Below are 26,670 nucleotides of genomic sequence, written 5' to 3' on the forward strand. Positions count from 1 at the left end.
TTTTATGCTCATAGTGCTCTTAGCTTCGAAGGCCGATACCACGACTAATGAGATACCACGCTAACGTGTACAGTCCGACAACAAACAAACTTAATACCGCAAATGACGTCACGATATTCACATCAGACACACCAAGAAAGCCGTAACGGAAAGCATTCACCATGTAGACGATAGGGTTCAGCTTCGACACGCCCTGCCAGAATTCAGGAAGCAGGGAGAGCGAATAAAACACGCCACCCAGATAGGTCAGCGGTGTCAGTACAAAGGTCGGGATGATACTGATGTCATCAAAGCTTTTTGCAAATACTGCATTGATCAATCCACCCAGTGAAAAGACCACCGATGTCAGGAATACCGTGGCCACAATCACGCCGAGATGGGCAATTTTAAGGTCGACAAAAAACAGCGACACCATGGAGACCATCACCCCAACCGCCAAGCCTCTTGCCACACCGCCGCCGACATAACCGGCGATCATGATGTAGTTCGGTACAGGCGCAACCATTAGTTCTTCAATGTTCCGGTGCATTTTGGCACTAAAAAAGGAAGAGGCCACGTTGGAGTAAGAGTTGGTGATCACCGACATCATAATAAGACCCGGTACGATGTAAGCCATGTAACTGAAGCCGCCCATTTCACCAATCCGGCTGCCAATCAGGTTACCGAAGATGATGAAATACAAGGTCATGGTAATGGCAGGCGGAACCAACGTTTGCACCCAGATACGGGTAAAGCGGGTCACTTCCTTGATGATGAGGCTTTTAAAAGCCACCCAGTAAAGTTTATTCATGCTTTGGCCTCCGCATTTTCGCGCACCAGCGTCACGAACAACTCTTCCAATCGGTTAGCTTTATTTCTCATCGAAAGCACCTGGATACCTTGCGCGGTCAACTGTTCGAAGACCGTGTTCAGGCCTGTGTGTTTATGCACATCAACTTCCAGTGTGTGGTCATCGACTTGCACCCACTGAACGCCTTCCAAGCTTTTTACTGAGCTGTCCGGCGCGAGATCCAGAACAAAGGTTTCCACATCCAGTTTCTTTAAAAGCGCTTTCATCGAGGTGTCTTCAATCAGCTCACCACGGTTAATGATGCCGATATTACGACACAGCATTTCCGCTTCTTCGAGATAATGGGTGGTCAGGATGATAGTGATGCCCTGCTTGTTGATTTCCTGCAGGAAAGTCCACATCGAGCGGCGCAGTTCAATATCTACACCCGCTGTAGGCTCATCCAGAATAAGCAGTTTTGGCTCGTGCATCAGGGCGCGCGCAATCATCAGACGGCGCTTCATACCACCAGAAAGATTACGGGCTGATTCGTTGCGCTTCTCCCAAAGGTCGAGCTGGGTGAGGTATTTTTTAGCGCGGCGCTTGGCTTCTTCACGCTCTACGCCGTAGTACCCAGCCTGATTAACAACGATTTGTTCCACTTTCTCGAACTGATTGAAGTTAAACTCCTGAGGCACCAGTCCAATTTGTTTTTTTGCTTCGACCAGTTGAGTGTCGATGTCGTAACCGAAAATCTTCACCTTGCCAGACGTTTTGTTTACCAGTGAGCTGACGATCCCAATCGTCGTGGATTTTCCGGCACCGTTAGGACCAAGAAGGGCGTAAAAATCGCCCTCCTCAACCGATAAAGACACCCCTTTAAGCGCTTTGACATCTGTGCCATATACCTTGACCAGATTGTCGATTTCAATTGCTTTCATAAGTGTTATTTATTCTTTTATGGCATGACTTCCGTTAGCCGCTTGGCAGCATTGAGCGCATCGTAACGGGAGTCGAACATGTGCGTGTCAGCGACCCAGTCGCCAACATGAAGGCGTTTCAGCTGTTCTGTGGTCTGCTCATGAGGACTGAGCAAGAACACAGTACAATTCGCTTCGCGGGCATCGGCAATGGCGTTTTCCAGCGCGAGACCCACTGTCATGTCAATCAGAGGCACATCACTCAAATCCAGGATCATGACGCGATAGTCGCCGATACTGGTGTGTTGTCGGGAGATGGCTTTGGACACGCTGAAGATCATTGGGCCGGAGAGATAGAAAAACAACACCTTTCCATCAGAATTATCTAATAAATCTCGCTCTTCGTCTGTCAGAGGAACATCATCCTCATCCGCATCACTGATGGCTTTCACCTGCTTCGCCTGCTCTCGGCTGAGCCTTTCAATCACGATCACGTTGGAAATGAAAACACCCAAGCCAACAGCAACAATCAAATCGACAAAAACAGTCAGCGCCATGACGCCATACATAATAGCCGTTTGGTGCTTACTCACTTTGTGGGCGCGCTGCAGGAAACTCCAGTCAAGAATGTTAATACCCACATAGAGTGCGATACCGGCCAACACAGCCATTGGAATCGGCTCTGTCAGGAAGCCTGCGACCAACACCACTGCTGCAAGAATAAGGGCACGAACAATCCCTGCCAGCGGTGAGCGAGCTCCAACCTGAACGTTCACCACGGTACCCATGGTGGCACCGGCTCCTGGCAGTGCTCCGAACATACCCGAGATAATGTTCGCAATGCCCTGACCACGGAGCTCTTTGTCTGAGTTGTGCTCTTCCCGGGTCAATGAGTCAGCAATCACTGCCGTCAGCAACGTATCGATACAACCCAAAGTACCCAGCACCAGCGCATCAATCACCATAGTGGTGAGCTGTTCTGGAGTAAAAGTCGGGAACACAATTGACGGCAAACCTGTCGGTATTTCACCGATACGGCGAATGCTCTCGATATCAAAGAAAATGACAGATAACAGAGTTACCAATACCAGCGCAACGAGCTGGGCAGGAATGTACTTACGGTATTTTTTCGGAAAGTAAAACAGAATGCCCAAAGTCAGAAGGCCGAGGAAGAGCTCTTTGAAACTGAGATTCGAGACGGTTTCTGGCAATGCCTGAATCGTTCCCAGCACGCCGCCAGGAGGCGCTGCCTGTCCCATCAATGGGCTAATTTGCAGCAGTATCAGTATCACACCAATGCCGGACATAAAGCCGGATACCACGCTATATGGCATTAAGGTGACGTACTTACCCAGTTTCAACGTACCCAGTAAGACCTGAAAAGCACCTGCCATCATAACGACAGTAAAGGCCATTGCCATGCCCGTTTCTGGATATCTCGCCATCATAGAGGTGAGGACAGCCGTCATGATGACTGTCATCGGGCCGGTCGGTTCAGAAATCAGTGTGGAGGAGCCGCCAAACAGCGCAGCAAACAAACCAACGAGAATAGCGCCCCAAAGACCTGCTTCAGCACCAGCGCCGGAGGCGACACCAAATGCAAGCGCGAGGGGAAGAGAAATGATGGCAGTAGTGACACCGCCGAAAATGTCGCCTTTCAGGCTCCAGTGTTTGAATCGGTCTAATTTCACAACTTGCTCCCTTTTAATACTTCCTTTTCGGCAAGCTACCCAATTACCCAAGTAGGTAATCAGCTCTCCTATCCGTGCTCTCCAACAAATCAAAGACGCAACTTTTCCCAAACCATCCGCGGTTCTTTGCGGCTGGTGTACACATTTTGTTCCCAAATGGTTAGCGGGGAGGAGATAAAGCGCGCCCTAGTATACCGATCAATTACGGTAACAGGGATCTGTTATATCAACCATACTGCTGGTAGGAGGAGCTAAAATGTTGAGTAGAAAGTGTTAAATTGTATCTAAATATGATCTTTTGTGGTGTATAGTTGCTCGCAGAATTTTTTAGGGGGCGCCATGGCTCAAATTAAGCAGCTTCTTTCCAATAATGTGAAATGGTCCAAAACCATCAAAGAAGACAATCCGGCTTACTTTGCGGAATTAGCAAAATCCCAGCACCCTGAATACCTATGGATAGGTTGTGCTGACAGTCGCGTACCGGCGGAGCGTCTGACAGGTCTGGACTCGGGTGAGCTATTCGTTCACCGAAACGTGGCCAATCAAGTTGTCCACACTGACCTTAACTGCCTTTCTGTGGTTCAGTATGCTGTTGACGTGCTTCAGGTAAAACACATCATCATCTGTGGACATTACCGTTGTGGTGGTGTGCACGCCGCGATTGAAAACCCCGAGCTCGGCCTTATCAACAACTGGCTTCTTCACATCCGCGACCTCTACCGAAAGCACAAACGCTACCTAAGCGGCCTCACATTAGAAGAGCAGGGTAATAAACTCTGTGAAATCAATGTTGCCGAGCAGGTCTACAACCTTGGCAATTCCACCATACTGCGTGCCGCCTGGGAGCGCGGGCAGGACGTAAAAATTCATGGTTGGTTCTATGACATCAGTGATGGTGTACTGAAGGATTTGGGAATGACAGCGAATAGCGTTGCGACATTGGAAGCAGGCTATGAGTCAGCCATGTCAGAGCTCATTCCTGAATAACCTCTGAAATACTCAGACACAAAAAAGCGACCAGATGGTCGCTTTTTTCATGGCTGTTAGGTGATTAGCCTTCCAGTGGCACCACTTTACCGATGTACGGCAGGTGACGATATTTCTGAGCATAGTCGATGCCCACACCCACAACGAATTCGTCAGGGATTTTGAAGCCATACCAATCTACATGTACATCGACTTCACGACGCTCTGGTTTGTCGAGCAGCGTACAGATGCGGATAGATTTAGGCTCACGAATAGACAGGATTTCGCATACTTTGCTCAGGGTGTTACCGGTGTCGATAATATCTTCCACCAGCAACACATCTTTCCCTTTGATGTCGTCATCCAGATCTTTCAGGATACGCACATCACGGGTACTTTCCATCGCATTGCCGTAGCTTGATGCTGTCATGAAGTCGACTGAATGAGGCAGCTCAATGGCACGCGCCAGATCCGCCATGAATACAAAAGAACCACGCAACAGGCCAACCATGACCAGGTCCTGAGAATCTTTATAGTGCTCAGTGATTTCAGCACCCAACGCCTTCACACGCTGTTGGACTTCTTGCTCTGAAATCATCACTTCTACGGTATGTTTCATTTTAACCCTCGACGGCTATCCGCCAGACTACCTGTGTAAATGAGGTCGGACATTCTACCACTGCCGCTTGCTCAAGCCTACTCTCGATGCACGTCAAAATTTCGACGCTCCATAGCGTCAAGCCGTTGTTAAGCAACTTGTTGCTGTTGTACACTTCGCAAGCAGTTGTTATTTAGCGTGTTACATCAATATAAAGTTTGTCCGATATAGGCAGACTAAATTCGTTATAAGTTGGCAGGAACCAGGATGACTACATCAAGTGGACGTACAAGGACCCGTTTGTCGCCTGAGCAGAGGAAGGAACAACTGCTCGGCTATGCGCTGGAAGTATTTTCCAAGCGTGGCATCGGGCGTGCAGGGCATGCAGATATCGCAGATATGGCACAAGTCTCTGTGGCAACCGTATTTAATTACTTCCCGACCCGGGAAGATCTCGTCGAAGCCGTACTCAAAGAAGCAGAAAAAGAGTTTCAACAGATTATTGCCCGCCACCTTCACTTGGGTAAAAAACACGTTCGTAATTCATTGTCGTTCGTGACTTCCGCGGTGATCGACGCGGCGCTGGCAGACAAAGAATGGCTGAAAGTCTGGTATGAGTGGAGCACATCTATTCGTGAAGACATCTGGCCAAATTTTGTGGAAGGCAAAAACGTGGTTTTGGAGCAATACACCGCCCTATTCAATCACGGTATTCAAGAAGGTGTGATCCCAGAGCGCCGCTCAGCCATTGAGCTGGCCCGACTCTTTGATGGCGTATGCTACATTCTTTATCTTCAAACTAACCAGCAACCGGATAAAGAAGCATTGATTCGTCAGGCGGATGGTTACATTGACATGCTTTGCGGCCACTAAGTCCCGCAAGCAACCAAGAAAAAACCGGCTTACGCCGGTTTTTTTGTATTCTATGTCAACTCACTCAAATTAGGAGGCTTCGAACAGCACCGGTGGGTGTGGTCTGATATCGAGTCTAACCTTGTCACCCATATCCAAAAGTTGGTTAGAGTAAACCATTAAGCTTTGTCCATTCACATCCACGAGATAGCGGCAACTGTCACCCATAAACTGCACATCACTTACGACACCATTGCCAGAATCATCTGGGGTAATCGAGAGGTTTTGTGGGCGGATAAGCCATTCCAAATCGCTGCCATTGGCGGCTTGCTCTACTGGCCACTCTCCCAATGGCGTATACATTTTACTGTCGCCATTCACAGATACCGGCACATATGAGCCGTGTCCAAGAAAATCTGCCACAAAACGGCTGCTTGGGCTGTAGTAAAGATCGGTCGCACCACCGTATTGCTCAATCACACCTTTATTCATCACCGCCAATTTATCGGCGAAAGCAAAGGCTTCTTCTCGACTGTGGGTGACGAAAATGGCCGTCACACCCTGCTCTTTGAAAATCTTTCGGATTTCTTTGATTAGACTGTGGCGCACTTGCGTGTCGATATTGGAAAAAGGTTCATCCAGTAACAGAAGATCTGGCTTACCAGCCAACGCTCGGGCAATCGCAACACGCTGTTGTTGACCGCCGGAAAGTTGATGCGGATAACGGCTTTCGAGACCATCCAGTTTTACCAGCGCCAGCATTTCTTGGACACGTGCGTTGGTGGCCAATTTGTCCCAACCTTTCAGACCGAACGACACATTCTCTGCCACCGTTAGGTGTGGGAACAGGGCATAGTCCTGAAAAATCATGCCGATATTGCGCTGCTCAGGCGGCACATTCAGCGAGGGGCCTACAATCTGACGGCAATTAATCATCATCTCGCCACTGTCTAAAGGCAGCAAGCCAGCGATGGCTTTCAGCAGAGTCGTTTTACCGCAGCCGCTTGCCCCGAGTAGGCAGACAATTTCGCCTTTTTCAACGCGGAACGTGAGATCATTCAGCACTGCCTGGCCGTTATAACGACAAATCAGATTGCTTACAGTCAGTGCACAACTCATGAGTGGCTTTGCTCCAAAGAACGGTTAATCATGATCAAAGGGATAAGTCCAACCAACACCAGTAATACTGCTGGTAACGCTGCATATTCAAGGTGTTCGTCGGAAGCATAGTTAAAGACATAGGTCGCCAGCGTTTCGAAATTGAAAGGGCGAAGCAACAATGCTGCATTAAGCTCTTTCATCGATTCAATAAATACCAGCAGCATGGCAATCAAACAGCCTCGACGAATGAGAGGTAATTGCACGCGCTGAATCATGCTGCGTACATTACAGCCCATGGTGCGCGCAGCCATATCCAGCGACGGTGAAACCTTTGCAAGACTCGATTCAACACTGCCGATTGCGACCGCACTGAAACGTACCACAAATGCCGTCAACATGGCGAACATAGTGCCGGAAAGAAGGAGTCCCGGACGTCCCCAATCCATGGCTTTAGCAATATCATTGATAATGTGATCAGCACTGGTCAGGAAAATCAGCACACCTATCGCCAGCACAGTCCCTGGTACCGCATACCCCATTGAGGCGATACGGATAGGCACATTACTCGCAGCACGGCCGGAAAGACGCTTATAGAAATTCACCAGTAGCGCAATAACCAATGCCACCACGGCAGCAATTGCCGACACATAAAGGCTGTTCACACTGTATTGTGCAAAATCTTCCACCGAACTGCTGGAATGATAATCCCACGCATAGATAAGAAGTTGGCCAAGCGGCGCGATAAACGCGATGGTGAAAAGCCCCCAGCACCATACAGTCGCCAGCACTTTGTATTTGCCTCGAAGCGGTGATTTGGCAATGGTATCCGGCGTGACATTCTGACTGAAAAGCTTTTGCTTGCGGCGGCTATATCGCTCACTGCTGATCAGCACAAAAATCACCACTAGCATGATGGCAGAGATTTTTGCCGCGGCATTGAGGTTGGAATAACCTAGCCAAGTATCGTATACCGCCGTTGTCAGCGTACTCACGGCGAAATAGGAAACGGTACCAAAATCACCGAGCGCTTCCATGGCAACCAGCGAGGCACCCACTGCAATAGCAGGACGGGCAAGCGGCAGTGATACACGGAAAAAGCTTTGTGTTGGGGTGCAGCCAAGCAGGCGTGCCGATTGAGTCAGCGTCAGGCTTTGTTCCATGAAAGCCGCACGGGCAAGAAGGTAGATATACGGGTACAGCACTAACGCCAAGACAAAACATGCACCTGGCAAGGTGCGTAAATCAGGGAACCAGTATTGCGCGGCTGACGTCCAGCCTGTCACATCCCTTAGAAGGAGTTGAATAGGGCCAGCAAAATCAAACCAATCGGTATAGATATAACCAACAATATAGCCGGGCATTGCAAGGGGAAGTACCAAGGCCCACTGCAACCAACGATCTCCGGGAATGGCATAGTTGGCCATCAACCAGGCTGAGGGAATGCCCATTAAAAGGGAAAGAGAGACAGTGCCTAAGACCAACAACGCGGTATTTAGCGTGTAAGTACCCATCACCGTAGACATCAGGTGACCAAAGACTTCGTCGGATTCACCAAGCGAAGTGTAAAAGATTGCCAAAATAGGCAAAACCAGCAGCAGGGAAAACACCCAACTACTGGCTTTCAAAAATCGATTCTGTTCTAACATTGCCTACAACATTATGGCGTCAGAATGCAGTAAGGGGGAACCAAGTTCCCCCTTCACCATTACAGGTCTACAGGTCGAATTTCACTTCATCAAGAAGCTTCATCGCTGTTGCGTAGTTATCCGCAATGGTTTCAAGTGGCAGATCGTCTGCGTTGTATTCACCCCAAGAGGCCACCAGCTCAGAGCTTGCAACGCCCGGCTTAACTGGCTCTTCGTAGTTCACTTCCGCGTACATCTTTTGTGCCGCATCTGACGTCAGGTACTCCATCAGTTTCTGTGCGTTTTCTTTGTTTGGCGAGTATTTCGCCATTGCCATACCGCTGATGTTCACATGTGTGCCGTCAGCTTTTTGGCCAGGGTAGTTCAGGTATACGCTCTCTGCCCATGGGATTTGCTTCTCGTCGGCCAGCATTTTACCCAGGTAGTAGCTGTTACCCAGAGACACGTCACACAGACCTTCAGAGATCGCTTTGACTTGTGCACGGTCGTTACCCTGTGGTTTACGGGCCAGATTCGCTTTCACGCCTTCCAGCCATGCTTTTGCTTCTGCTTCGCCATGGTTAGCGATGATAGAGGCAACCAGGGAAACATTGTACGGATGCTTACCAGAGCGTGTACAGATTTTTCCTTTGAATTCAGGCTTCGCCAGATCCATGTAGTCAAAATCCGCACCCAGTTGACCTACACGGTCACGGGAAGAGTAAACCGCACGAGAACGCGTAGTCAGGGCAAACCAGCGGTCTTCACCATCACGGTATTGTGCAGGTACGTTTTCATCAATGATGTTGCTATCAACAGGTTGAACCAGATCTTTATTTACCAGCTCCATCAGACGAGAGATATCAACGGTCAGCAGAACGTCAGCCGGGCTGTATTCGCCTTCCTGCTCAACTTTCTCAGCCATACCTTTCTTAGCAAACTTCACGTTTACCTTGATACCTGTCTCCTTGGTGAACTGGTCAAGCATTGGCTCAATCAGAAACGGCTGACGGTAAGAGTATACGTTCACTTCCTCTGCAGCTTGCGCTACGCCTGTACCCATAACTCCAAACATCAGTGCTGATGCTGTCAACAGCTTTTTCATATCCTTGATTCCCTAAAGTGCAAATTCAAATGAGAACGTTTATCAATGCGATTAGTATACACACCAAATATGCGTATGCAATACGTTATGTAACCGATAAATAGCAAAAAGCCCCACATCCAAAGGATGCAGGGCTTGGTAAGCACCTAGAAATGTTACATATTATTTCACGCTAACAAACTCTGGGTAAGCATCTACACCACAGTCATGGAAGTCCATGCCTTCAAGTTCTTCTTCTTCACCTACACGGATACCCATGGTGGCTTTCAGCACTGCCCAAACCGCCAGGCTTGCACCGAATACCCAAGCAAAGATAACTGCTGCCCCGAAGATTTGAGCGCCGAAAGTCGCGTCAGCGTTGCTGAAAGGTACTGCCAGTAGACCAAACAGACCACAAGTACCGTGTACAGAGATTGCACCTACTGGATCGTCAATCTTCAGTTTATCCAGACCAACGATACTGATAACAACCAGTGCGCCAGACAGACCACCGATAGTCAGTGCCGCAACTGGAGATGGTGACAGTGGGTCAGCAGTAATCGCTACCAGACCAGCCAACGCGCCGTTCAACACCATTGTCAGGTCAGCTTTACCCCAAGTGGCTTTACACACTGCCAGTGCAACGATGGCACCCGCTGCTGCTGCCGCATTAGTGTTCAGGAAGATTTGACCAACTGCTGTTGCGTTTTCAAAGTCTGAAACCATCAGCTGCGAACCACCGTTGAAGCCGAACCAACCGAACCACAGGATGAAAGTACCCAGGGTTGCCAGTGGCAGGTTTGAACCTGGAATTGGGTAGATTTGACCGTTCTTGCCGTATTTGCCTTTACGTGCACCCAGCAGGAGAACACCCGCCAGTGCCGCTGCAGCACCCGCCATGTGAACGATACCTGAACCTGCGAAGTCGCTGAAACCTGCTTCTGACAGGAAGCCACCGCCCCACGTCCAGTAACCTTCCATTGGGTAGATAAACGCAGTCAGTACAACAGAGAACGCCAGGAAAGCCCAAAGCTTCATACGTTCAGCTACTGCACCAGAAACCACAGACATTGCAGTCGCTACGAAGACAACCTGGAAGAAAAAGTCAGATTCAAGAGAGTGGTCCGCGCCTTCGCTTTGAGTACCAATCAAGGCACCAAACGATGGCAGCCAGCCGCCTTCCGTGTTGTCAACATACATGATGTTGTAACCCACCAGCAGGTAAGTCGTACATGCAATTGCATACAGACAAACGTTCTTAGTGAGAATTTCCGTGGTGTTTTTAGAACGCACCAGACCAGCTTCCAGCATGGCAAAACCTGCCGCCATCCACATTACCAGTGCACCTGAAATTAAAAAGAAAAAGGTATCGAGCGCATAACGCAGCTCTGTCACAGTTGTAGTCAGTTCCATCTTTCTTACTCCCCTAAACCCTTAAATCGCTTCTGCGTCCATCTCGCCAGTACGAATACGTACAGCTTGCTGGAGGTCATAAACAAAAATCTTTCCATCGCCAATCTTGCCGGTCTGTGCCGCCTTGCTGATGGCTTCAATAATTTCGTCAACGTTTTCGCTGTGTGCTGCAATTTCCAGCTTCACTTTAGGCAGAAAATCCACTTGGTACTCCGCACCGCGATACAATTCGGTGTGGCCTTTCTGACGACCAAAACCTTTTACCTCTGACACTGTCATCCCATCTACGCCGACTTCAGCCAGTGCTTCACGCACATCGTCGAGCTTGAAGGGTTTGATAATTGCGTTGATCAATTTCATTACCGTCTCCTTGAACCAGAATTTAATTGTGTTCTGGTCAAGTAATAAACAAATGGCGTGCCAGTTTTTTATTTTATTATTTTTCAGACAGTTACTGTTAAGTTGTAAATTCAAAGATTTCTAATGCACCATTCTGGTGCGTAAAATTCACCGCAATCAGGCAATACCGGGGAAAGTTGAGGTGTACGCACCAAAAAGTTGCGTCAGGAAAGTTAGACAAGGGAAGGATAAAAGATTGGGCTAACGGTCATCCATTACCGTTATCTATAAATATCAGCTAGTTAGCGACCATAGCGACGAATAAAATCTTGCCAGGCTTCAAGCACCAAAAGGAGGTCTTCTGGTCCACAAAGCGACACGCTTTCCTCTTCATAGGTATGCAAATCAACATCTGGCATCTCTTCTTCGCTGTCTTCGAGCACGATATTGGCCTGCACCAGGGCTTCTTCCTGTGTCAGTTGCAAGTGGAACACTTTACCTGAGCGTGTCCATTCACCACCTTGTTCCATCACCAGCTTCAGATTTTCCAAAACTTCATCAATGGCATCATGATCTGTCCCAAGTTCATCAACGAGCCAACGCCCCAGTGCCTCATGCCCCATTGATAGTTCCGCATGAAAGCTATCGTCTAAAGTATTGCGTCGAAATTCGTAGTCCACGTGTACCCTCCGATCATTGAGAGGCCATTGTTTATATTCTCTAATAAGATGCAACGCGTTTTTTCACTTATGAAGTTCACATATTTCATCAACAATGAAGCACCCTACTCATTGCGAAAAGTAATCTATGGGAAATATCAATATCCTTTCATAGCTATCCATGAAGATTACGCCAGACTTAGCCAACGCCATTGTCCAACGCGCGATAAAGATCATAAAAAATGCCCTGAATGTCATGGATGAGCAAGGTTACATCATTGCCTCTACCGATCATTCGAGGCTTCATCAACGCCACGAAGGCGCGATTCTGGCGCTATCCGAAAAGCGCACTATCGAAATTACTGACGAAATGCAGCACAACATGTGGGGCGTAAAACCCGGTGTTAATCTGCCCATATTTTTTAAGGATCAGGCCATCGGCGTGATTGGGATATCGGGAAGGCTGGAGGATGTCAGACAGTATGGCGAGCTGGTTAGGATGGCCGCCGAAATGACGGTTGAACATGCACACGAATTGGAATTATTAAGGTGGAGTGAAACCAGAAAAGAGGAATTTGTTCAGCAGTGGTTACAATACGAAACCAACGAAGATCATTTGCGTTCGATTGCCGCCAAGCTCAACGTCAACATGGATACGTCATTCGGCATTGCACTATGCCAGCACCCGATTGACATTGACCAACGCACCATCACCAAACAGCTCTCCCAGATCAATCCACACATTCTCAAGGCCAGCTGCAATAGCATGACTTTGGTCATTCTTGTTCCCCTTCAAGGCAAGAAACAGGAAACGCAGCACATGCACTGGGAGAAAAGTACGAAGCGCCTGCTAAAAGATATGAAAGGCACAAAAAAATATCGCTGGGTGTTCAGCACTCCAGTTCATTCCATTGGTGGCGTGCGAAGTGCTTTTTCCGGATTATGCTCTTTACTCAACGGGTTGCCGGAAAACCAGCATTTAGCCAATATTTCTGATTATCCGCTGGCCGCCCTGCTTAATCCGATTTCCGAAACTTGGCAACTTGAACAAGTCGACAATATTCTCCAAACCATTACCGATAAAAATCCGGTTCTGTTGAGCACACTGCAAACGTGGTTCCTCCAGAACAGTGATATAGATAAAGCTGCTTCGTCGCTTTCCATTCACCCCAATACGGTGCGCTATCGCCTGAGGCAGATTGAGGAATGTACCGGTTTTTTACTGACAAACTTTCAGCATAAAGGGCTTCTTTATGCTGCTTTGACTATCAGGCCGACCTCACAATGGATTGTTACATTAAACAAAAAATGACGAAAAACAGCCGAGTAATTTGTATTTACAAACATAGTTTTCATCAATATCAGTCTGGAAAATACACACGATAACAACATAACAAATGCCATTACCCTACAAGGAGACTCACCCATGGAACTCGTTATCGTGTTATTGGTAGCCATCGCCTTTGTGGTGCTATCAACGTCCAAGTTTAAAATTCACCCCTTTCTCGCACTACTTGGTGCCGCCTTTTTAACTGCATTACTTTCGGGCCTGCCACTGGACAGTATTGCTAAAACCATCAGTGGTGGCTTTGGCGGTATTCTGGGCTATATCGGTCTGGTGATCATGCTGGGTACCATTATCGGTACTATCCTTGAGCGCTCTGGCGCGGCCATCACGATGGCAGATACCATTATCAAACTGCTTGGTGATCGCTTTCCTAGACTGACCATGTCACTGATAGGTTATCTGGTGTCCATTCCCGTATTTTGTGATTCAGGGTATGTAATTTTGAACTCCCTAAAACGCGCCATGACCAAGCGTATGGGCGTTTCGGCTGTCGGCATGAGTGTTGCGCTTGCAACCGGCCTGTATGCCACACACACTTTTGTTCCGCCAACTCCAGGCCCTATTGCCGCAGCCGGTAACCTCGATCTGACAAACAATTTAGGGCTGGTCATTGGTTTAGGGCTGATTGTCGCGGCGGCTACCGCTCTGGCGGGTCTGGCTTGGGCAAACTACGCATCTTCACGCTACGAGTGTGGTGAAGATGACGAAGTAACAGAGAGTTACGAAACGCTCAAAGCCCGCTATGGGAAATTACCAACAGCTGCTCAGGCCTTCTCCCCTATCTTGATCCCTATCGTCCTCATCTGCCTCGGTTCGATCGCCAATTACCCAAGTGCTCCTCTTGGTGACGGCACATTAAAAACCGTACTGGCTTTCCTGGGTTCACCGCTTAATGCACTGGTTGTGGGCCTATTCATTGCCCTACCACTGGTGAAAACATCGGAAAATAAACCAACGAAAGGTGAAGCGCTGACTGCCCAGGTTTCCGATGCGATTTCTACTGCGGCTCCAATTCTGCTGATCACGGGTGCTGGTGGCGCATTCGGTGCCGTGCTTAAAGCAACTGGTGTGGGACCTCAACTGGGCGAGACGCTCTCTACTCTGGGCATCGGTCTGTTTATGCCATTTATTGTGGCCGCCGCTTTGAAAACAGCGCAAGGTTCATCAACCGTTGCTTTGGTCACCACATCTGCACTGGTTGCACCGATGCTAGGCGACCTAGGATTGGCCACCGAAATGGGACGCGTACTGACAGTGCTGGCAATTGGAGCTGGAGCAATGACAGTCTCACACGCCAATGACAGCTTCTTCTGGGTCGTCACCCAGTTCAGCAAAATGTCGGTGAGCACTGCATACCGCGCGCAAACCATAGCCACCCTGATACAAGGTCTGACGGGTATTGTCACCGTCTATATTCTTAGTTTAATACTTCTGTAATTTGTTTTTTGGAGCCCAAGAATGCATGTCGTCATTGCCCCTGACTCTTATAAAGAAAGCCTGAGTGCCGCAGAAGTCGCTCAGGCCATAGAAAACGGCTTCAAGACCGTTCTTCCTACTTGGCGTTTCACCAAACTGCCCATGGCAGACGGTGGCGAGGGTACCGTGCAATCACTGGTTGATGCCACAGGTGGCAGTATTATTCAGGTAGAAGTAACAGGGCCTCTTGGTACTCCGGTTAAAGGGTTCTTTGGCCTACTGGGTGATGGCGAAACCGCTGTTATCGAAATGGCTGCAGCTTCAGGTCTTCATTTGGTTCCATCCAAAGAGCGCAACCCTCTGGTAACCACCAGCTTCGGTACGGGTGAACTGATTAAAGCAGCCCTGAACAATGGCGCTAAGCACCTGATTGTCGGTATCGGCGGCAGCTCAACCAACGATGGTGGTGCAGGTATGGCTCAGGCACTTGGCGTTAAACTGTTGGACAAAGACGGACAAGCGATTGGCTTTGGTGGCGGCGCATTGGCAAGTCTTCACACCATCGATTGCAGCGATGTCGACCCCCGCCTCAAGAACGTAAAACTTGAAGTCGCTTGTGATGTCGACAACCCACTGTGCGGTGAAAAAGGCGCTTCGGCGGTTTTCGGTCCGCAGAAAGGTGCGACACCAGAGATGGTCAAAACGTTGGATGCCAACCTTGCTCTCTATGCTGACATAATGAAATCAGAGCTTGGCAGTGATGTAAAAAATAGCGCAGGTGCCGGTGCAGCAGGTGGTATGGGCGCTGCGTTGATGGGGATTTTCCATGCTGATCTGCGCCCAGGTATCGAAATCGTCATGGATGCCGTTAACCTGTCAGAGCAGCTGAAAGATGCAGATCTGGTCATCACAGGCGAAGGCCGTATCGACAGCCAAACCATTCACGGCAAAACCCCAATTGGTGTGGCGCGCTGTGCTAAGCAATTTAATCTGCCAGTCATCGGCATCGCAGGTAGCATCACTCAAGATAGCGTTGTGGTGTATGACCATGGGATTGATGTGTTGTTCAGCGTGGTATCAGGTGCATGTACCTTGGAAGATGCGCTGGCTAATGCCAAAGAGAATGTTGAACTGACCGCTCAGAATGTAGCGAGAACATTGAAGCTAGGCTCTAAGTCCTAATCTCAGGAAATCAATATCCCCTATAACGAACAAAGCCTCCCAATTGGGAGGCTTTCTTTTATCAGTTATTCAAGCATTAAACCGCTGCTTGAATAATCACTTCGTCCGCTTTCTTGGTGTATTGATCCATGCGGTGGAAGTTCAGGTAACGGTAGGTATCTGCCGCTGTCGCATCGATTTGCTTCGCGTATTCCAGATACTCTTCAACCGTTGGGATACGACCCAAGATAGCACCAACAGATGCCAGCTCAGCAGAAGACAGGTAAACGTTCGCACCTGTACCCAGACGGTTCGGGAAGTTACGGGTAGAGGTAGACAGTACAGTTGCCTTGTCAGCAACACGCGCTTGGTTACCCATACACAGTGAACAGCCCGGAGTTTCGATACGTACGCCAGCGCGGCCATAGATACCGTAGTAGCCTTCTTCAGTCAGCTGATCACGGTCCATCTTAGTCGGTGGAGCTACCCAAAGACGGGTTTCCAGCGTGCCACCGAATTTATCCAACAGTTTACCTGCTGCACGGAAGTGGCCGATGTTGGTCATACAAGAACCGATGAATACTTCATCGACCTTGTCGCCAGCAACATCAGACAGCAGTCGTGCATCATCTGGGTCATTTGGCGCACACAGGATTGGCTCGTTGATCTCAGCCAGATCGATCTCGATCACTTCTGCATATTCTGCATCTGCGTCAGCTTCCATCAGCTCTGGGTTCGCCAGCCATGCTTCCATCGCAGAAATACGACGCTCGATGGTACGACGATCGCCGTAACCTTCGCTGATCATCCACTTCAGCATCACGATGTTAGAAGACAGGTACTCTGCCACTGACTCTTGAGACAGCTTCACAGTACAACCTGCAGCAGAACGCTCTGCTGATGCATCAGACAGTTCGAATGCCTGCTCAACCGTCAGGTGCTCAACACCTTCGATTTCCAGAATGCGGCCAGAGAATGCGTTGATCTTACCGGCTTTCTCTACAGTCAGCAGGCCTTGCTTGATAGCGTAGTAAGGGATCGCATGTACAAGGTCACGCAGAGTGATACCTGGCTGCATTTCACCTTTAAAACGAACAAGGATTGATTCAGGCATATCCAGAGGCATCACACCTGTCGCCGCTGCGAATGCAACCAGACCAGAACCTGCTGGGAACGAAATGCCCAGTGGGAAACGGGTGTGTGAGTCACCGCCGGTACCGACTGTATCTGGCAGCAGCATACGGTTCAGCCATGAGTGGATAACACCATCACCCGGACGCAGGGAAACACCGCCACGGTTCATGATGAAATCTGGCAGCGTGTGGTGAGTGTTCACATCAACTGGCTTAGGATATGCCGAAGTGTGACAGAAAGACTGCATGGTCAGGTCAGCTGAGAAGCCCAGACACGCCAGGTCTTTCAGCTCATCACGGGTCATAGGGCCAGTGGTGTCCTGAGAACCTACTGTGGTCATCTTAGGCTCACAGTAAGTACCTGGGCGGATACCTTCAACGCCACATGCTTTACCTACCATCTTCTGACCAAGGGTAAAGCCCTTACCAGAGTCAGCCACTGGCTGAGGACGACGGAATACGTCAGATGGCTCCAGACCCAGCGCTTCACGTGCACGGTCTGTCAGACCACGACCAATGATCAGAGGGATACGGCCGCCCGCACGTACTTCATCGTAAAGTACATCGGTTTTCAGAGAGAAAGTAGACAGCACGTCATCAGAGCCATGGCTGCGAACTTCACCTTTGAACGGGTAGATATCAATCACATCGCCCATGTTCAGCTTGGAAACGTCCAGCTCGATTGGCAGTGCGCCAGCATCTTCCATGGTGTTGAAGAAGATAGGGGCAATTTTGCCACCCAGACAGAAACCGCCTGCGCGCTTGTTTGGAACGTTTGGAATGTCATCGCCCATGAACCAAAGCACAGAGTTGGTCGCAGACTTACGCGATGAACCCGTACCGACAACATCACCCACGTAAACCAGTTGGTGACCTTTTTCTTTCAGCGCTTCAATTTGCTTGATTGGACCAACTACACCCGCTTGGTCTGGATTGATACCGTCGCGCTCGTTTTTCAGCATCGCCAGTGCGTGCAGTGGGATGTCTGGACGAGACCATGCATCCGGTGCTGGTGACAGGTCATCAGTGTTGGTTTCACCCGTCACTTTAAATACGGTCAGGGTGACTTTTTCAGGAACATTCGGCTTGGAAAGGAACCACTCAGCTTCCGCCCAAGACTCCATCACCTGCTTCGCAAATGCGTTACCCGCTTTCGCTTTTTCTTCTACATCGTAGAAAGCATCGAACATCAGCAGAGTGTGAGAGAGCGCTTTAGCCGAAATTGGTGCCAGTGCATCATCATCCAGCAGAGCGACCAGGGATTCGATGTTGTAGCCGCCTTGCATGGTACCAAGCAGTTCAACAGCGCGCTCTTTGCTAATCAACGGAGAGCTATCTTCGCCCTTCGCGACAGCAGACAAGAAGCAAGCTTTGACATATGCCGCTTCGTCTACGCCTGGTGGGATTCGGTTTTCCAGCAAATCAACGATGGTGCTTTCTTCACCGGCAGGTGGGTTCTTGAGCAGTTCAATTAGGGCTGCGGTTTGCTCCGCATCAAGTGGTTTAGGGACGATGCCCTGAGCAGCACGTTCTTCGACGTGTTTACGATAGGCTTCAAGCACGACGTTTTCCTCATATTGCGGTCCGGCCGTCGCGGCCAGACATCCTTGGAATTAAGCTCGGCTAGCAGGCACCGAATGAAATGTAGGAGGTAACTATCTTTCTGTGGTGCCCTGCATAACGAAGCTGGCATGTTATCACTTTTTAACCAAATTTTAAATTCCAGGCATGGAATGAAACATTTGATTTATCAGTGAGAACGAAGCAATCACTTCGCCCTCTGTGTCCTTTAGAAGTGGGACCCGACTATAAAATAGAACGAATCGAGATCATTTTCTGTACGACCATAGGCGACAATGATGGGTCCCAACGGTGAATCGACCCCAGCAAATATACTGCCTGCCGTATAAAACGGTATATCTTTTAGTGAAAAATCTGGGTTGTTCCACACTCCACCGTACTCAAGGGAAGTCCCTAAATACACAGGAGATTTAAACAAACCAAAGTCGTTATCCAGCAGGCGATAGCGGTAAACCAACGCACTGTAAGCGATATTGTTCGCCCAGAGCGAATCTCTTGGAATACCTGACAGGTTCAGAAAGCCCCCAAGCTCGTGAGGTTCAATAAGCACATTCCCGACACGCGCGTTGATGGTGCCGTATTTTGCTTTGCCGTAAAGGGTATGTTTTCGCCAGGTCTGGGCGTAAATCCCTTCCACGTTCAACACTGCCGCTTCGCTTTCTTCGCGATCACCCTGATAATCGACCTTGTCCTTTGCATAACCCAGAGAGGCGTCGATATATCCACCTATGTTTGGAAACACCCTGTTATCCAAGGTATCTAGCGTAAAGGAGAGATAGGGCATCGAACGTTCATAATCGCTCGTCAGGGACAGGCTGTTCGCCAACTTCTCTTCACCATAAACGTGACGGTAACCAAGCTTGAACTCTCCCCAAAGTTTTGGCTGCCAACCTACGCTGGCGTCCCCAATCACTTCGCTGTAGCGAGTACCGATAGCAAAGCTATCACTACCCAATACTGGCTCTTGGTCACCACGGTAATAGGCATTACGCTCTCTTACCTCCAATCCGCCGAGTATTTCAGCGAAAAAAGTCTGCTCAGCAGAAAACGGCAAATACAGCTCGGCTTGGGCTTTCTTATCTGAGCCCAACTCAAAAGTGGATCGCAACTCTGCACCATAATCGGACAGCCCGGTGGTATTGATGCTGACACCCGCGGAGAAATTGGTATCTGACTCAAAGTTATCTTCAAGAGCAAATCGGAAGTCGACAAAATTCGGCCCCCAGCTCTTTTCGGCCACATCAACGACCAGTACGTTTTCCTTACCTTCCTGTTCAAGGTGATAACGCACGGTTTCAAAACGGTCGAGGGCGTAAAGATTCTGCACCGATTTCTCGAGATTTTCGGAATCCATTTTGCCCGTTTGTAGGTTTAGGCGAGCTTTAAGCACTTCGTCAGAGAAACTGGTGTCGTTATTAATCACGATACGATCAACATCCAGCGTATCCCCATAAAGCATCAGTCTGCGGCGCTTTTGTTTCTCTTCCACATACTCCTGATACTCACCAGAAGTCATGCTGATCTTGTCCAGAGCATCGCGGTTGACCATGGCAATCTCATAGCCTTTCTGCAGCGCTTCCGGCACACGGTCAAACTCGGTGGTTTCCATGTCACCAACATCAGGCGTCAGCAGGAAATCGCCTTTATCCATGTTAGAGATTTGCTTTTCCGTACTCTGGCGAACCATAAAGTTCACCAATTGATTCATAACCTGGAGGTAAGAGCCAAGCTCTTCCGCTGGGTAATAGTCGGTACTGATATCAACGGCAATGATGATGTCTGCACCCAAGGCTTTCGCTACATCAACGGGTAAGTTATTGACTGAACCGCCATCAACCAAATAATGCCCATCCAGCTCCACAGGGGGCAGTGCCCCCGGCACTGCCATACTCGCCAACATTGCTTCGGTCAGTTGCCCATCACCAATAACAACGGGAATCAGTCGCTCAATGTCTGTTGCAACGGCCCGGTATGGCACCACCATTTGGTCAAACGATTCAAAGGAAGGCAGATTACCCGTCGAGTCTCGAAGAATACGGATCATATTCTGACCCTGTACAACCCCTTGGGGTGTTTTTAGACTTTTAAAGTCGAAACCCAGGTTAGTGGAGAGGTTGTAGCGATCTTCATGTTCTTTGTCGCGAATACGGCGATCACCCCGGTAAACCCTGTCTTGATAGCCTTCATTCCAGTCAATGGATTCCATCATGGCACCGATTTCATCCGCGCTCATGCCCGTGGCATAAAGTCCACCTACATAGGCACCCATACTGGTACCAGCAATATAGTCGACAGGGATATGCATTTCTTCCAATGCCTTAAGCACACCCACGTGCGCCGCGCCTTTCGCGCCTCCCCCGCCAAGCACCAATCCAACTGTTGGTCTTTGAGAATTATTTTCCGCGAACGCTAAAGATGCAGACAGCGTGGCCGACAACAGAATCACTGCAGTAACCAACCTGCCCTTTAGAAGCCTAATCAACATTTTTTTGCTGCCTTGCAATTTTGATGTTCCTTAATAGCGACACATAACGCCGAGCTCATATCGGCACCACGGAGAAAAGTATGAATTTCACGCGGTTAACTATAAAACAGAAACTCATTTTCGCGATGATCTCAGCGGTTATCGCATCCACCACCCTCGTCAGTTTCCTGAGTCTCACCAAAGCCCATGGTATGGTAGAGGCGCGTCTGCTCGACAATGAGCTGCCGCTACTTCTCACCAATATCCGTGAAGAAGTGGAGCAAAGTGTCACCCAACTGAAAGCCGCCGCAGAGCAACTGGCCAGCATGCCAATGATGGCAACCGCCGTTCGGGCTGAGGGAGACCCTCGCGCGAAATCAGATATCGTCGACACCCTTCAGTCACTTAAACAACAATACCAGTTAACGGATGCTTCTGTCGCCAATCGTGCAAACGGTGACTACTGGAACCAGGACGGCTTTCTACGCCAGCTGAAACCAGAAGACAGCTCCTGGTTCTTTAAACTGGTCAGCAGCGGCAAAGCGCGCACCACCAGCGTATACCGGGAAGATAACGGCGACCTGAAGCTGTTTGTAAACTACCAACAGCTTAACGGCCCCCTATTGGCTGGTCTGTCCCGCTCGATGGATAAAATGGTCAGCTTTTTGAACCAGTTCAAAGTTGAGCAAAGCGGTTTTGTGTTTATGGTTTCTCGCGATGGTCGTGTGCAATTGCACCGCGACAGTGCCCACATGGGCAACAGTAACATCGCGCAGATGTATCAGGAAAATGTTCGCGACCTGTTAATTCAACGTGACTTTAACCTGATTGAAGCCTCGACCAATGAACGTAATGTTCTCCTGGCCTCCAGCTACATCCCTTCTCTTGACTGGTTTGTCGTGGCGGAAGTACCTACCGATGAGGTTTACGATGAGCTCACCAGTACTGCCCAGCAAATTATCCTGCTGTCCGTCTTGGTGTGTGCGCTGATTGCCATAGCAGCCGTTTTCCTTGCATCAACCATCACCCGTCCTATCTCCGATCTGGCGAAAGTTTTCCGCGATATCGGTGAAGGTGAAGGCGACCTCCGCCAACGTCTTGAAGTCAAAAGCAACGACGAAATCGGCCAGCTTGCGCAGGGTTTCAATGGTTTCGTCAGCAAAATCCATCAGGTGGTGGGTGACGTAGCTGCCACCAGTCAATCACTGAACAACTCGGCTTCTGTCGTGGCTGAGCAAGCGCAAATGACCCAGAATCAGAGCCAAAGTCAGCGTGACCGTACCATGTTGGTGGTTACTGCCATCAATGAAATGGGTGCGACGGTAAACGAAATCGCGGCCAATGCTGCCCATGCGGCGGATTCAGCCAACAATGCCGCGAATGAAACGGCGACGGGCCAAAGCGTCGTCATGTCGGCGCAAGATAATATTCAGCAGCTCGCCACTGACATGGACAACATGGCAGAAGTGATCCGCAAACTGGCAGGAAACACTCAGCAAATCGGCGGGATTCTGGACGTGATTCGTGGTGTTTCGGAACAAACCAATTTACTGGCGCTGAATGCAGCGATTGAAGCGGCACGTGCTGGCGAACAAGGGCGCGGCTTTGCGGTGGTTGCCGATGAAGTGAGAAGCCTTGCCAGCCGCACTGCGGAATCCACCAATGAAATCCAGACAATGATCGATGATCTGCAGAAAGAAGCGCAATCTGCCGTTGAAGCGATGGAGAGCAGTCAACAGCTGACTTTCCAGGGCGCGGATGCCTCACAGAATGCCTCTTCAGCGCTGATGCAAATCAACGAGCAAATCGTCCTGATTTCAGACATCAACACCCAGGTGGCAACAGCGACGGAAGAGCAATCGACCGTTGTTGCTGATATTAACCGCAACATCGAAGACATTAACGAAACCACCCAGCAAACCGCAGATACGGCTGAGAACATGGCGCGTGCCAGCGATGAGTTGCGGGAACTTTCGCATACACTCGATGAACTGGTAAAACGCTTTAAACTTTAAGCGTTGCCAACAAAAAGCAAAAAACGCCGCAATTGCGGCGTTTTTTTGTGCGTGAACACTTAGACTCTGAAAGCGCCAACCACACTATCGAGTTGTCGGCTTCTTTGCGCCAGATTCAGGCACACACCTTCCACTTCTTCCAGGTTATCGTGCACTTGCTTACCGTTTTCCACGATACCGTGAATGTTGCGGTTAATGTCTTCCGAGACTGTCTTTTGCTGAGAAGACGCTGCTGCAACCTGACTGTTCTGGTCATTGATGGTCACAATCATGGTGGATACAGCATCCAGATATTCGGAGGTTTGCTGGATTTGAGAAACGGTCTTCTGACTCGCTTCGCTGCTCTCATCCATCGCTACCACGGCATTCTTGGTGCCTGTTTCAAGACGCTCAATCATTTCGCGGATCTCTTCCGTACTTTGCTGGGTCTTGTTCGCCAGCACACGCACTTCATCGGCAACAACGGCAAAACCTCTACCCTGCTCTCCCGCACGTGCAGCTTCAATCGCCGCATTCAATGCCAGCAGGTTGGTTTGTTCCGCGATGCCACGAATCACGTCGATGATTGACGCAATGCTGTCGACATCATTGTTCAAGGTACCAATGGTCGATTGTGACTGCTCAATACGCTCGCGAAGCGATGCCATCGCGCTCACAGTGCTCGCAAGGCTATCCTGCGCGGCGCCCACTTCCTGCGTGGCAGTATGAGTCGCTTCTGCTGCTTCCGAAGCGTTTTCGCTGATCTGGAAGCTGCTGGCACTCATTTCCTGCACCGCAGCAGCGATCATGTCGCTTTCACGTTGTTGACTTTCTGTTTGTGTCACACTGCTTCGCATCGCCGTTTCAATCTGCTCTGTTTGAGCACGGACATCATGAGAAGCATCAACAACCTGCTTAATACTGGTTTGTATCTTGCTTACAAATTCGTTGAATGCGTTACCAAGTTGTCCAATCTCATCCTGTGATTGCACCGACAGTCGCTGCGTCAGATCGCCGTCTCCTGACGCAATATTTCTGAGTGCTTCCAACATTTCATTGATAGGCTTCATCAGCATTCGCGACAGCGCTATCCCGCCAACCAGAGCCAAAATAAGCGCAGCAAGCGTGCCACCAACAATCAAACGCTCAGCACTGATCGTGGACGCAGCAATCTCGCCGGATACGCGTTTGCTTGCCGATTCAATCGCTTTTTCAAGGATTTTTATGTCATTACGAAGGCTTGCGAAGTCACTTGAAAGCGCTTGGTGCTGTTGGGCATAGCGCGCTTTTACTGTTGAAGGATCACTGATGAGCAACTCAAGCTCATCTAGCCAACGCTCTGTATTCTGTGTTAGCCGATTGAGCACTGCCTGTAAGGAACGATCAACAATGCCCAAATCAATCAAAGATTGGAACGACTGCATACGCTTTACTGCTAGCGGGGCATTTTCAAAAAATTCAAACTGTTGCGCTTTAACGGTTTCTGGCGATACGCCTCGCGCCAGTAAGCCTTCTAAGCTTCCCATTGATTGGTAAAGATCTCGATAAGCATCTTCGATGTCAGTGAATGTGGGTTGAAGCTGCCCATTAAGCTCTTCGTTGAGCGTAATTTGCCTTTCAAATGTCTGATAGGACGCCACTAGGACGCCGGTAAAAATGGTACTGACAAACGCAAGCGGTATAAATAGCTTGGTCTTGAACGAGAGTTGGCTAAACGCAAACATGGGGACCTCAAACTGCAAAAACGGTTGATAGATATTGTTGAAAAAGCAAAAAGTAGGGCTGACAGAAAAGCTGTATTGAACACAACTCTGTCAAAAAGGGGAGCCAAAAGGCTTAAGCTAAATCAGACAAATACACGATCAATGTCCGCAATATTATGTGTTTTTTCAATTATTCAGAAACATTATCAAACACTTCTTTGACCCAATCGAAATAAAAGTACACCGACCTTTTAAAAAGTTCAAGGCTGGCTCAAAAAGGACTAACATCAAGTTGTCACATGTGTATCGCAACACCAATGTTACTGTTCATTAAGAATAAAAAAAGCGCCTCCTAAGAGACGCTTTTCAATTCAAGAATCAGAAATTATTTTTTCTTCTTCACCGCTTTCGCGTTTGGCAGGTCAGTAATCGTACCTTCAAACACTTCTGCAGCCAGACCAACAGACTCGTGCAGAGTCGGGTGAGCGTGAATGGTCAGTGCGATGTCTTCAGCATCACAACCCATCTCGATAGCCAGACCGATTTCGCCCAGCAGTTCGCCGCCGTTGGTACCAACAATCGCACCACCGATAACACGGTGAGTGTCTTTGTCGAAGATCATCTTCGTCATACCGTCTGAGCAGTCAGACGCGATTGCACGGCCAGATGCAGCCCATGGGAAGGTAGCAACTTCGTAGTTGATGCCTTGTGCTTTCGCTTCTTTCTCAGTCAGACCAACCCAAGCCACTTCTGGCTCAGTGTACGCAATGGATGGAATCACTTTCGGGTCAAAGTAGTGCTTCTTACCAGCGATAACTTCAGCTGCTACGTGACCTTCATGAACACCTTTGTGAGCCAGCATTGGCTGACCTACGATGTCACCGATCGCGTAGATGTGCGGTACGTTAGTACGCATTTGCTTATCAACGTTGATGAAGCCACGCTCATCAACTTCAACGCCAGATTTCTCAGCGTCCAGCAGTTTACCGTTAGGTACACGGCCGATAGCAACCAGCACTGCATCGTAACGAGTCGGCTCAGCAGGTGCTTTCTTACCTTCCATCGTTACATAGATGCCGTCTTCTTTCGCTTCAACCGCAGTCACTTTGGTTTCCAGCATCAGGTTGAACTTCTTGCTGATGCGTTTGGTGAAGACTTTAACGATATCTTTATCTGCTGCTGGGATAACTTGGTCGAACATCTCAACCACGTCGATTTGAGAACCCAGTGAGTGATAAACAGTACCCATCTCCAGACCGATGATACCGCCACCCATAACCAGCATTTTCTCAGGAACTTCTTTCAGTTCCAATGCATCGGTAGAGTCCCAGATGCGTGGATCTTCATGCGGGATAAATGGCAGTTCGATTGGGCGAGAACCCGCAGCGATGATTGCGTTGTCGAAGTTAACAGTGGTCGCACCATCTGCACCTTCAACCACGATGGTGTTAGGACCGGTAAATTTACCGTAGCCATTAACCACGTTCACTTTACGCATCTTAGCCATGCCGCCAAGACCGCCAGTCAGTTGGTTAACAACTTTCTCTTTCCATACGCGGATTTTGCTGATGTCTGTAGTTGGTTCGCCAAATACAACACCGTGATCAGCCATCGCTTTTGCTTCTTCGATAACTTTCGCTACGTGCAGCAGTGCTTTCGATGGGATACAACCCACGTTCAGACACACACCACCCAGCGTGCTGTATTTTTCTACCAGAACGGTGTCCAGACCCAGGTCTGCACAGCGAAACGCCGCTGAATAACCTGCAGGACCCGAACCCAGTACGACGACTTGGGCTTTGATTTCTTTACTCATTCTGACCTCGTTGTAGTCTTATATCCCTGACTAAGAG

At 49.2% G+C, this 26,670-nt stretch carries 20 protein-coding genes; 6 read left to right on the forward strand and 14 right to left on the reverse strand.

The annotated features are described in order from the left end of the window. Positions 1-19: 19 nt before the first annotated feature. The 3 genes from QL223_RS16585 to QL223_RS16595 are packed head-to-tail and all read right to left on the reverse strand — an operon-like array spanning position 20 to position 3,380. Complete coding sequence (locus QL223_RS16585; RefSeq protein WP_002537437.1) at positions 20-790, reverse strand: ABC transporter permease; 771 nt, start codon at positions 788-790, stop codon at positions 20-22. Beyond that, positions 787-1,710, reverse strand: a complete 924-nt coding sequence (locus QL223_RS16590) for an ABC transporter ATP-binding protein (RefSeq protein WP_002537436.1) — start codon at positions 1,708-1,710, stop codon at positions 787-789. The genes QL223_RS16585 and QL223_RS16590 overlap by 4 nt, the downstream gene beginning before the upstream one ends. Positions 1,711-1,727: 17 nt before the next feature. Continuing rightward, positions 1,728-3,380 (reverse strand): SulP family inorganic anion transporter, encoded by a 1,653-nt coding sequence (locus tag QL223_RS16595; protein WP_002537434.1) that lies wholly within the window; start codon positions 3,378-3,380, stop codon positions 1,728-1,730. A 339-nt stretch (positions 3,381-3,719) separates the two neighbouring features. On the opposite strand from QL223_RS16595, the gene can reads away from it, so the two are divergent. Further along, entirely contained in the window at positions 3,720-4,367 is a 648-nt protein-coding gene (can, locus tag QL223_RS16600) for a carbonate dehydratase (protein ID WP_002537433.1), read from the forward strand. A 64-nt stretch (positions 4,368-4,431) separates the two neighbouring features. Here the strand turns inward: can and hpt are convergent, their stop codons facing one another. Next, positions 4,432-4,965, reverse strand: a complete 534-nt coding sequence (gene hpt / locus QL223_RS16605) for a hypoxanthine phosphoribosyltransferase (RefSeq protein WP_002537431.1) — start codon at positions 4,963-4,965, stop codon at positions 4,432-4,434. 246 nt (positions 4,966-5,211) lie between these two features. Here hpt and QL223_RS16610 point away from each other — a divergent pair, with 246 nt between their 5' ends. Continuing rightward, a complete protein-coding gene (locus QL223_RS16610; RefSeq protein WP_039849733.1) occupies positions 5,212-5,817 on the forward strand; it encodes a TetR/AcrR family transcriptional regulator in 606 nt (201 codons plus the stop codon). A gap of 69 nt (positions 5,818-5,886) precedes the next feature. Here the strand turns inward: QL223_RS16610 and QL223_RS16615 are convergent, their stop codons facing one another. The 6 genes from QL223_RS16615 to QL223_RS16640 all read right to left on the reverse strand — a co-directional run bounded on the left by QL223_RS16615 (position 5,887) and on the right by QL223_RS16640 (position 12,038). Continuing rightward, positions 5,887-6,915, reverse strand: a complete 1,029-nt coding sequence (locus QL223_RS16615; protein WP_002537427.1) for an ABC transporter ATP-binding protein — start codon at positions 6,913-6,915, stop codon at positions 5,887-5,889. Continuing rightward, on the reverse strand, positions 6,912-8,543 hold the full coding sequence (locus QL223_RS16620) for an iron ABC transporter permease (protein WP_002537425.1): 1,632 nt from the start codon (positions 8,541-8,543) through the stop codon (positions 6,912-6,914). The genes QL223_RS16615 and QL223_RS16620 overlap by 4 nt, the downstream gene beginning before the upstream one ends. A gap of 67 nt (positions 8,544-8,610) precedes the next feature. After that, on the reverse strand, positions 8,611-9,627 hold the full coding sequence (locus QL223_RS16625) for a Fe(3+) ABC transporter substrate-binding protein (protein WP_002537424.1): 1,017 nt from the start codon (positions 9,625-9,627) through the stop codon (positions 8,611-8,613). 162 nt (positions 9,628-9,789) lie between these two features. Beyond that, positions 9,790-11,019, reverse strand: coding sequence for an ammonium transporter (locus QL223_RS16630; protein WP_002537422.1), 1,230 nt, complete (start codon positions 11,017-11,019; stop codon positions 9,790-9,792). 21 nt (positions 11,020-11,040) lie between these two features. Continuing rightward, positions 11,041-11,379 (reverse strand): P-II family nitrogen regulator, encoded by a 339-nt coding sequence (gene glnK, locus QL223_RS16635; protein ID WP_002537421.1) that lies wholly within the window; start codon positions 11,377-11,379, stop codon positions 11,041-11,043. Positions 11,380-11,660: 281 nt separating this feature from the next. After that, a complete protein-coding gene (locus QL223_RS16640) occupies positions 11,661-12,038 on the reverse strand; it encodes a YacL family protein (protein WP_002537419.1) in 378 nt (125 codons plus the stop codon). A gap of 160 nt (positions 12,039-12,198) precedes the next feature. On the opposite strand from QL223_RS16640, the gene QL223_RS16645 reads away from it, so the two are divergent. The 3 genes from QL223_RS16645 (at position 12,199) to QL223_RS16655 (ending at position 15,963) form a co-directional block, all read left to right on the forward strand. Beyond that, the gene (locus tag QL223_RS16645) at positions 12,199-13,329 is read left to right on the forward strand and encodes a sugar diacid recognition domain-containing protein (RefSeq protein ID WP_281545348.1); all 1,131 of its coding nucleotides are present in this window, start codon (positions 12,199-12,201) and stop codon (positions 13,327-13,329) included. A 114-nt stretch (positions 13,330-13,443) separates the two neighbouring features. Continuing rightward, positions 13,444-14,802 carry a GntP family permease gene (locus tag QL223_RS16650; protein WP_281545349.1) on the forward strand — a complete coding sequence of 453 codons (1,359 nt, stop codon included), beginning with the start codon at positions 13,444-13,446 and terminating at the stop codon, positions 14,800-14,802. Between the two features lie 21 nt (positions 14,803-14,823). Continuing rightward, positions 14,824-15,963, forward strand: a complete 1,140-nt coding sequence (locus QL223_RS16655; protein WP_281545350.1) for a glycerate kinase — start codon at positions 14,824-14,826, stop codon at positions 15,961-15,963. Positions 15,964-16,039: 76 nt separating this feature from the next. On the opposite strand, the gene acnB is transcribed toward QL223_RS16655, so the two are convergent. Beyond that, positions 16,040-18,637, reverse strand: coding sequence for a bifunctional aconitate hydratase 2/2-methylisocitrate dehydratase (gene acnB / locus QL223_RS16660; protein WP_002537413.1), 2,598 nt, complete (start codon positions 18,635-18,637; stop codon positions 16,040-16,042). A 227-nt stretch (positions 18,638-18,864) separates the two neighbouring features. Beyond that, entirely contained in the window at positions 18,865-21,141 is a 2,277-nt protein-coding gene (locus tag QL223_RS16665; RefSeq protein ID WP_281545351.1) for a patatin-like phospholipase family protein, read from the reverse strand. An 80-nt stretch (positions 21,142-21,221) separates the two neighbouring features. Between QL223_RS16665 and QL223_RS16670 the strand changes: the two genes are divergently transcribed. Then, complete coding sequence (locus QL223_RS16670) at positions 21,222-23,135, forward strand: methyl-accepting chemotaxis protein (RefSeq protein WP_281545352.1); 1,914 nt, start codon at positions 21,222-21,224, stop codon at positions 23,133-23,135. Positions 23,136-23,194: 59 nt separating this feature from the next. Here QL223_RS16670 and QL223_RS16675 read toward each other — a convergent pair whose 3' ends face one another. Both QL223_RS16675 and lpdA read right to left on the reverse strand, forming a co-directional pair. Next, positions 23,195-24,838: a methyl-accepting chemotaxis protein gene (locus tag QL223_RS16675; RefSeq protein WP_281545353.1), complete on the reverse strand. Its 1,644-nt coding sequence runs from the start codon at positions 24,836-24,838 to the stop codon at positions 23,195-23,197. 364 nt (positions 24,839-25,202) lie between these two features. Then, positions 25,203-26,633, reverse strand: a complete 1,431-nt coding sequence (lpdA, locus tag QL223_RS16680) for a dihydrolipoyl dehydrogenase (RefSeq protein WP_002537408.1) — start codon at positions 26,631-26,633, stop codon at positions 25,203-25,205. Positions 26,634-26,670 lie beyond the last annotated feature (37 nt).

The organism is Grimontia sp. SpTr1 (genome assembly GCF_947387585.1).
Lineage (GTDB): Bacteria > Pseudomonadota > Gammaproteobacteria > Enterobacterales > Vibrionaceae > Enterovibrio > Enterovibrio indicus.

Bases quoted from the DNA above. Each gene is read 5' to 3' on its own strand.
- QL223_RS16625 (WP_002537424.1), bottom strand. From the start codon at position 9,627: ATGAAAAAGCTGTTGACAGCATCAGCACTGATGTTTGGAGTTATGGGT.
- QL223_RS16670 (WP_281545352.1), top strand. From the start codon at position 21,222: ATGAATTTCACGCGGTTAACTATAAAACAGAAACTCATTTTCGCGATG.
- QL223_RS16655 (WP_281545350.1), top strand. From the start codon at position 14,824: ATGCATGTCGTCATTGCCCCTGACTCTTATAAAGAAAGCCTGAGTGCC.
- lpdA (WP_002537408.1), bottom strand. From the start codon at position 26,633: ATGAGTAAAGAAATCAAAGCCCAAGTCGTCGTACTGGGTTCGGGTCCT.
- QL223_RS16590 (WP_002537436.1), bottom strand. From the start codon at position 1,710: ATGAAAGCAATTGAAATCGACAATCTGGTCAAGGTATATGGCACAGAT.
- glnK (WP_002537421.1), bottom strand. From the start codon at position 11,379: ATGAAATTGATCAACGCAATTATCAAACCCTTCAAGCTCGACGATGTG.
- QL223_RS16585 (WP_002537437.1), bottom strand. From the start codon at position 790: ATGAATAAACTTTACTGGGTGGCTTTTAAAAGCCTCATCATCAAGGAA.
- QL223_RS16675 (WP_281545353.1), bottom strand. From the start codon at position 24,838: ATGTTTGCGTTTAGCCAACTCTCGTTCAAGACCAAGCTATTTATACCG.
- QL223_RS16645 (WP_281545348.1), top strand. From the start codon at position 12,199: ATGAAGATTACGCCAGACTTAGCCAACGCCATTGTCCAACGCGCGATA.
- QL223_RS16650 (WP_281545349.1), top strand. From the start codon at position 13,444: ATGGAACTCGTTATCGTGTTATTGGTAGCCATCGCCTTTGTGGTGCTA.
- can (WP_002537433.1), top strand. From the start codon at position 3,720: ATGGCTCAAATTAAGCAGCTTCTTTCCAATAATGTGAAATGGTCCAAA.
- QL223_RS16620 (WP_002537425.1), bottom strand. From the start codon at position 8,543: ATGTTAGAACAGAATCGATTTTTGAAAGCCAGTAGTTGGGTGTTTTCC.
- QL223_RS16630 (WP_002537422.1), bottom strand. From the start codon at position 11,019: ATGGAACTGACTACAACTGTGACAGAGCTGCGTTATGCGCTCGATACC.
- QL223_RS16665 (WP_281545351.1), bottom strand. From the start codon at position 21,141: ATGTTGATTAGGCTTCTAAAGGGCAGGTTGGTTACTGCAGTGATTCTG.
- QL223_RS16610 (WP_039849733.1), top strand. From the start codon at position 5,212: ATGACTACATCAAGTGGACGTACAAGGACCCGTTTGTCGCCTGAGCAG.
- hpt (WP_002537431.1), bottom strand. From the start codon at position 4,965: ATGAAACATACCGTAGAAGTGATGATTTCAGAGCAAGAAGTCCAACAG.
- QL223_RS16615 (WP_002537427.1), bottom strand. From the start codon at position 6,915: ATGAGTTGTGCACTGACTGTAAGCAATCTGATTTGTCGTTATAACGGC.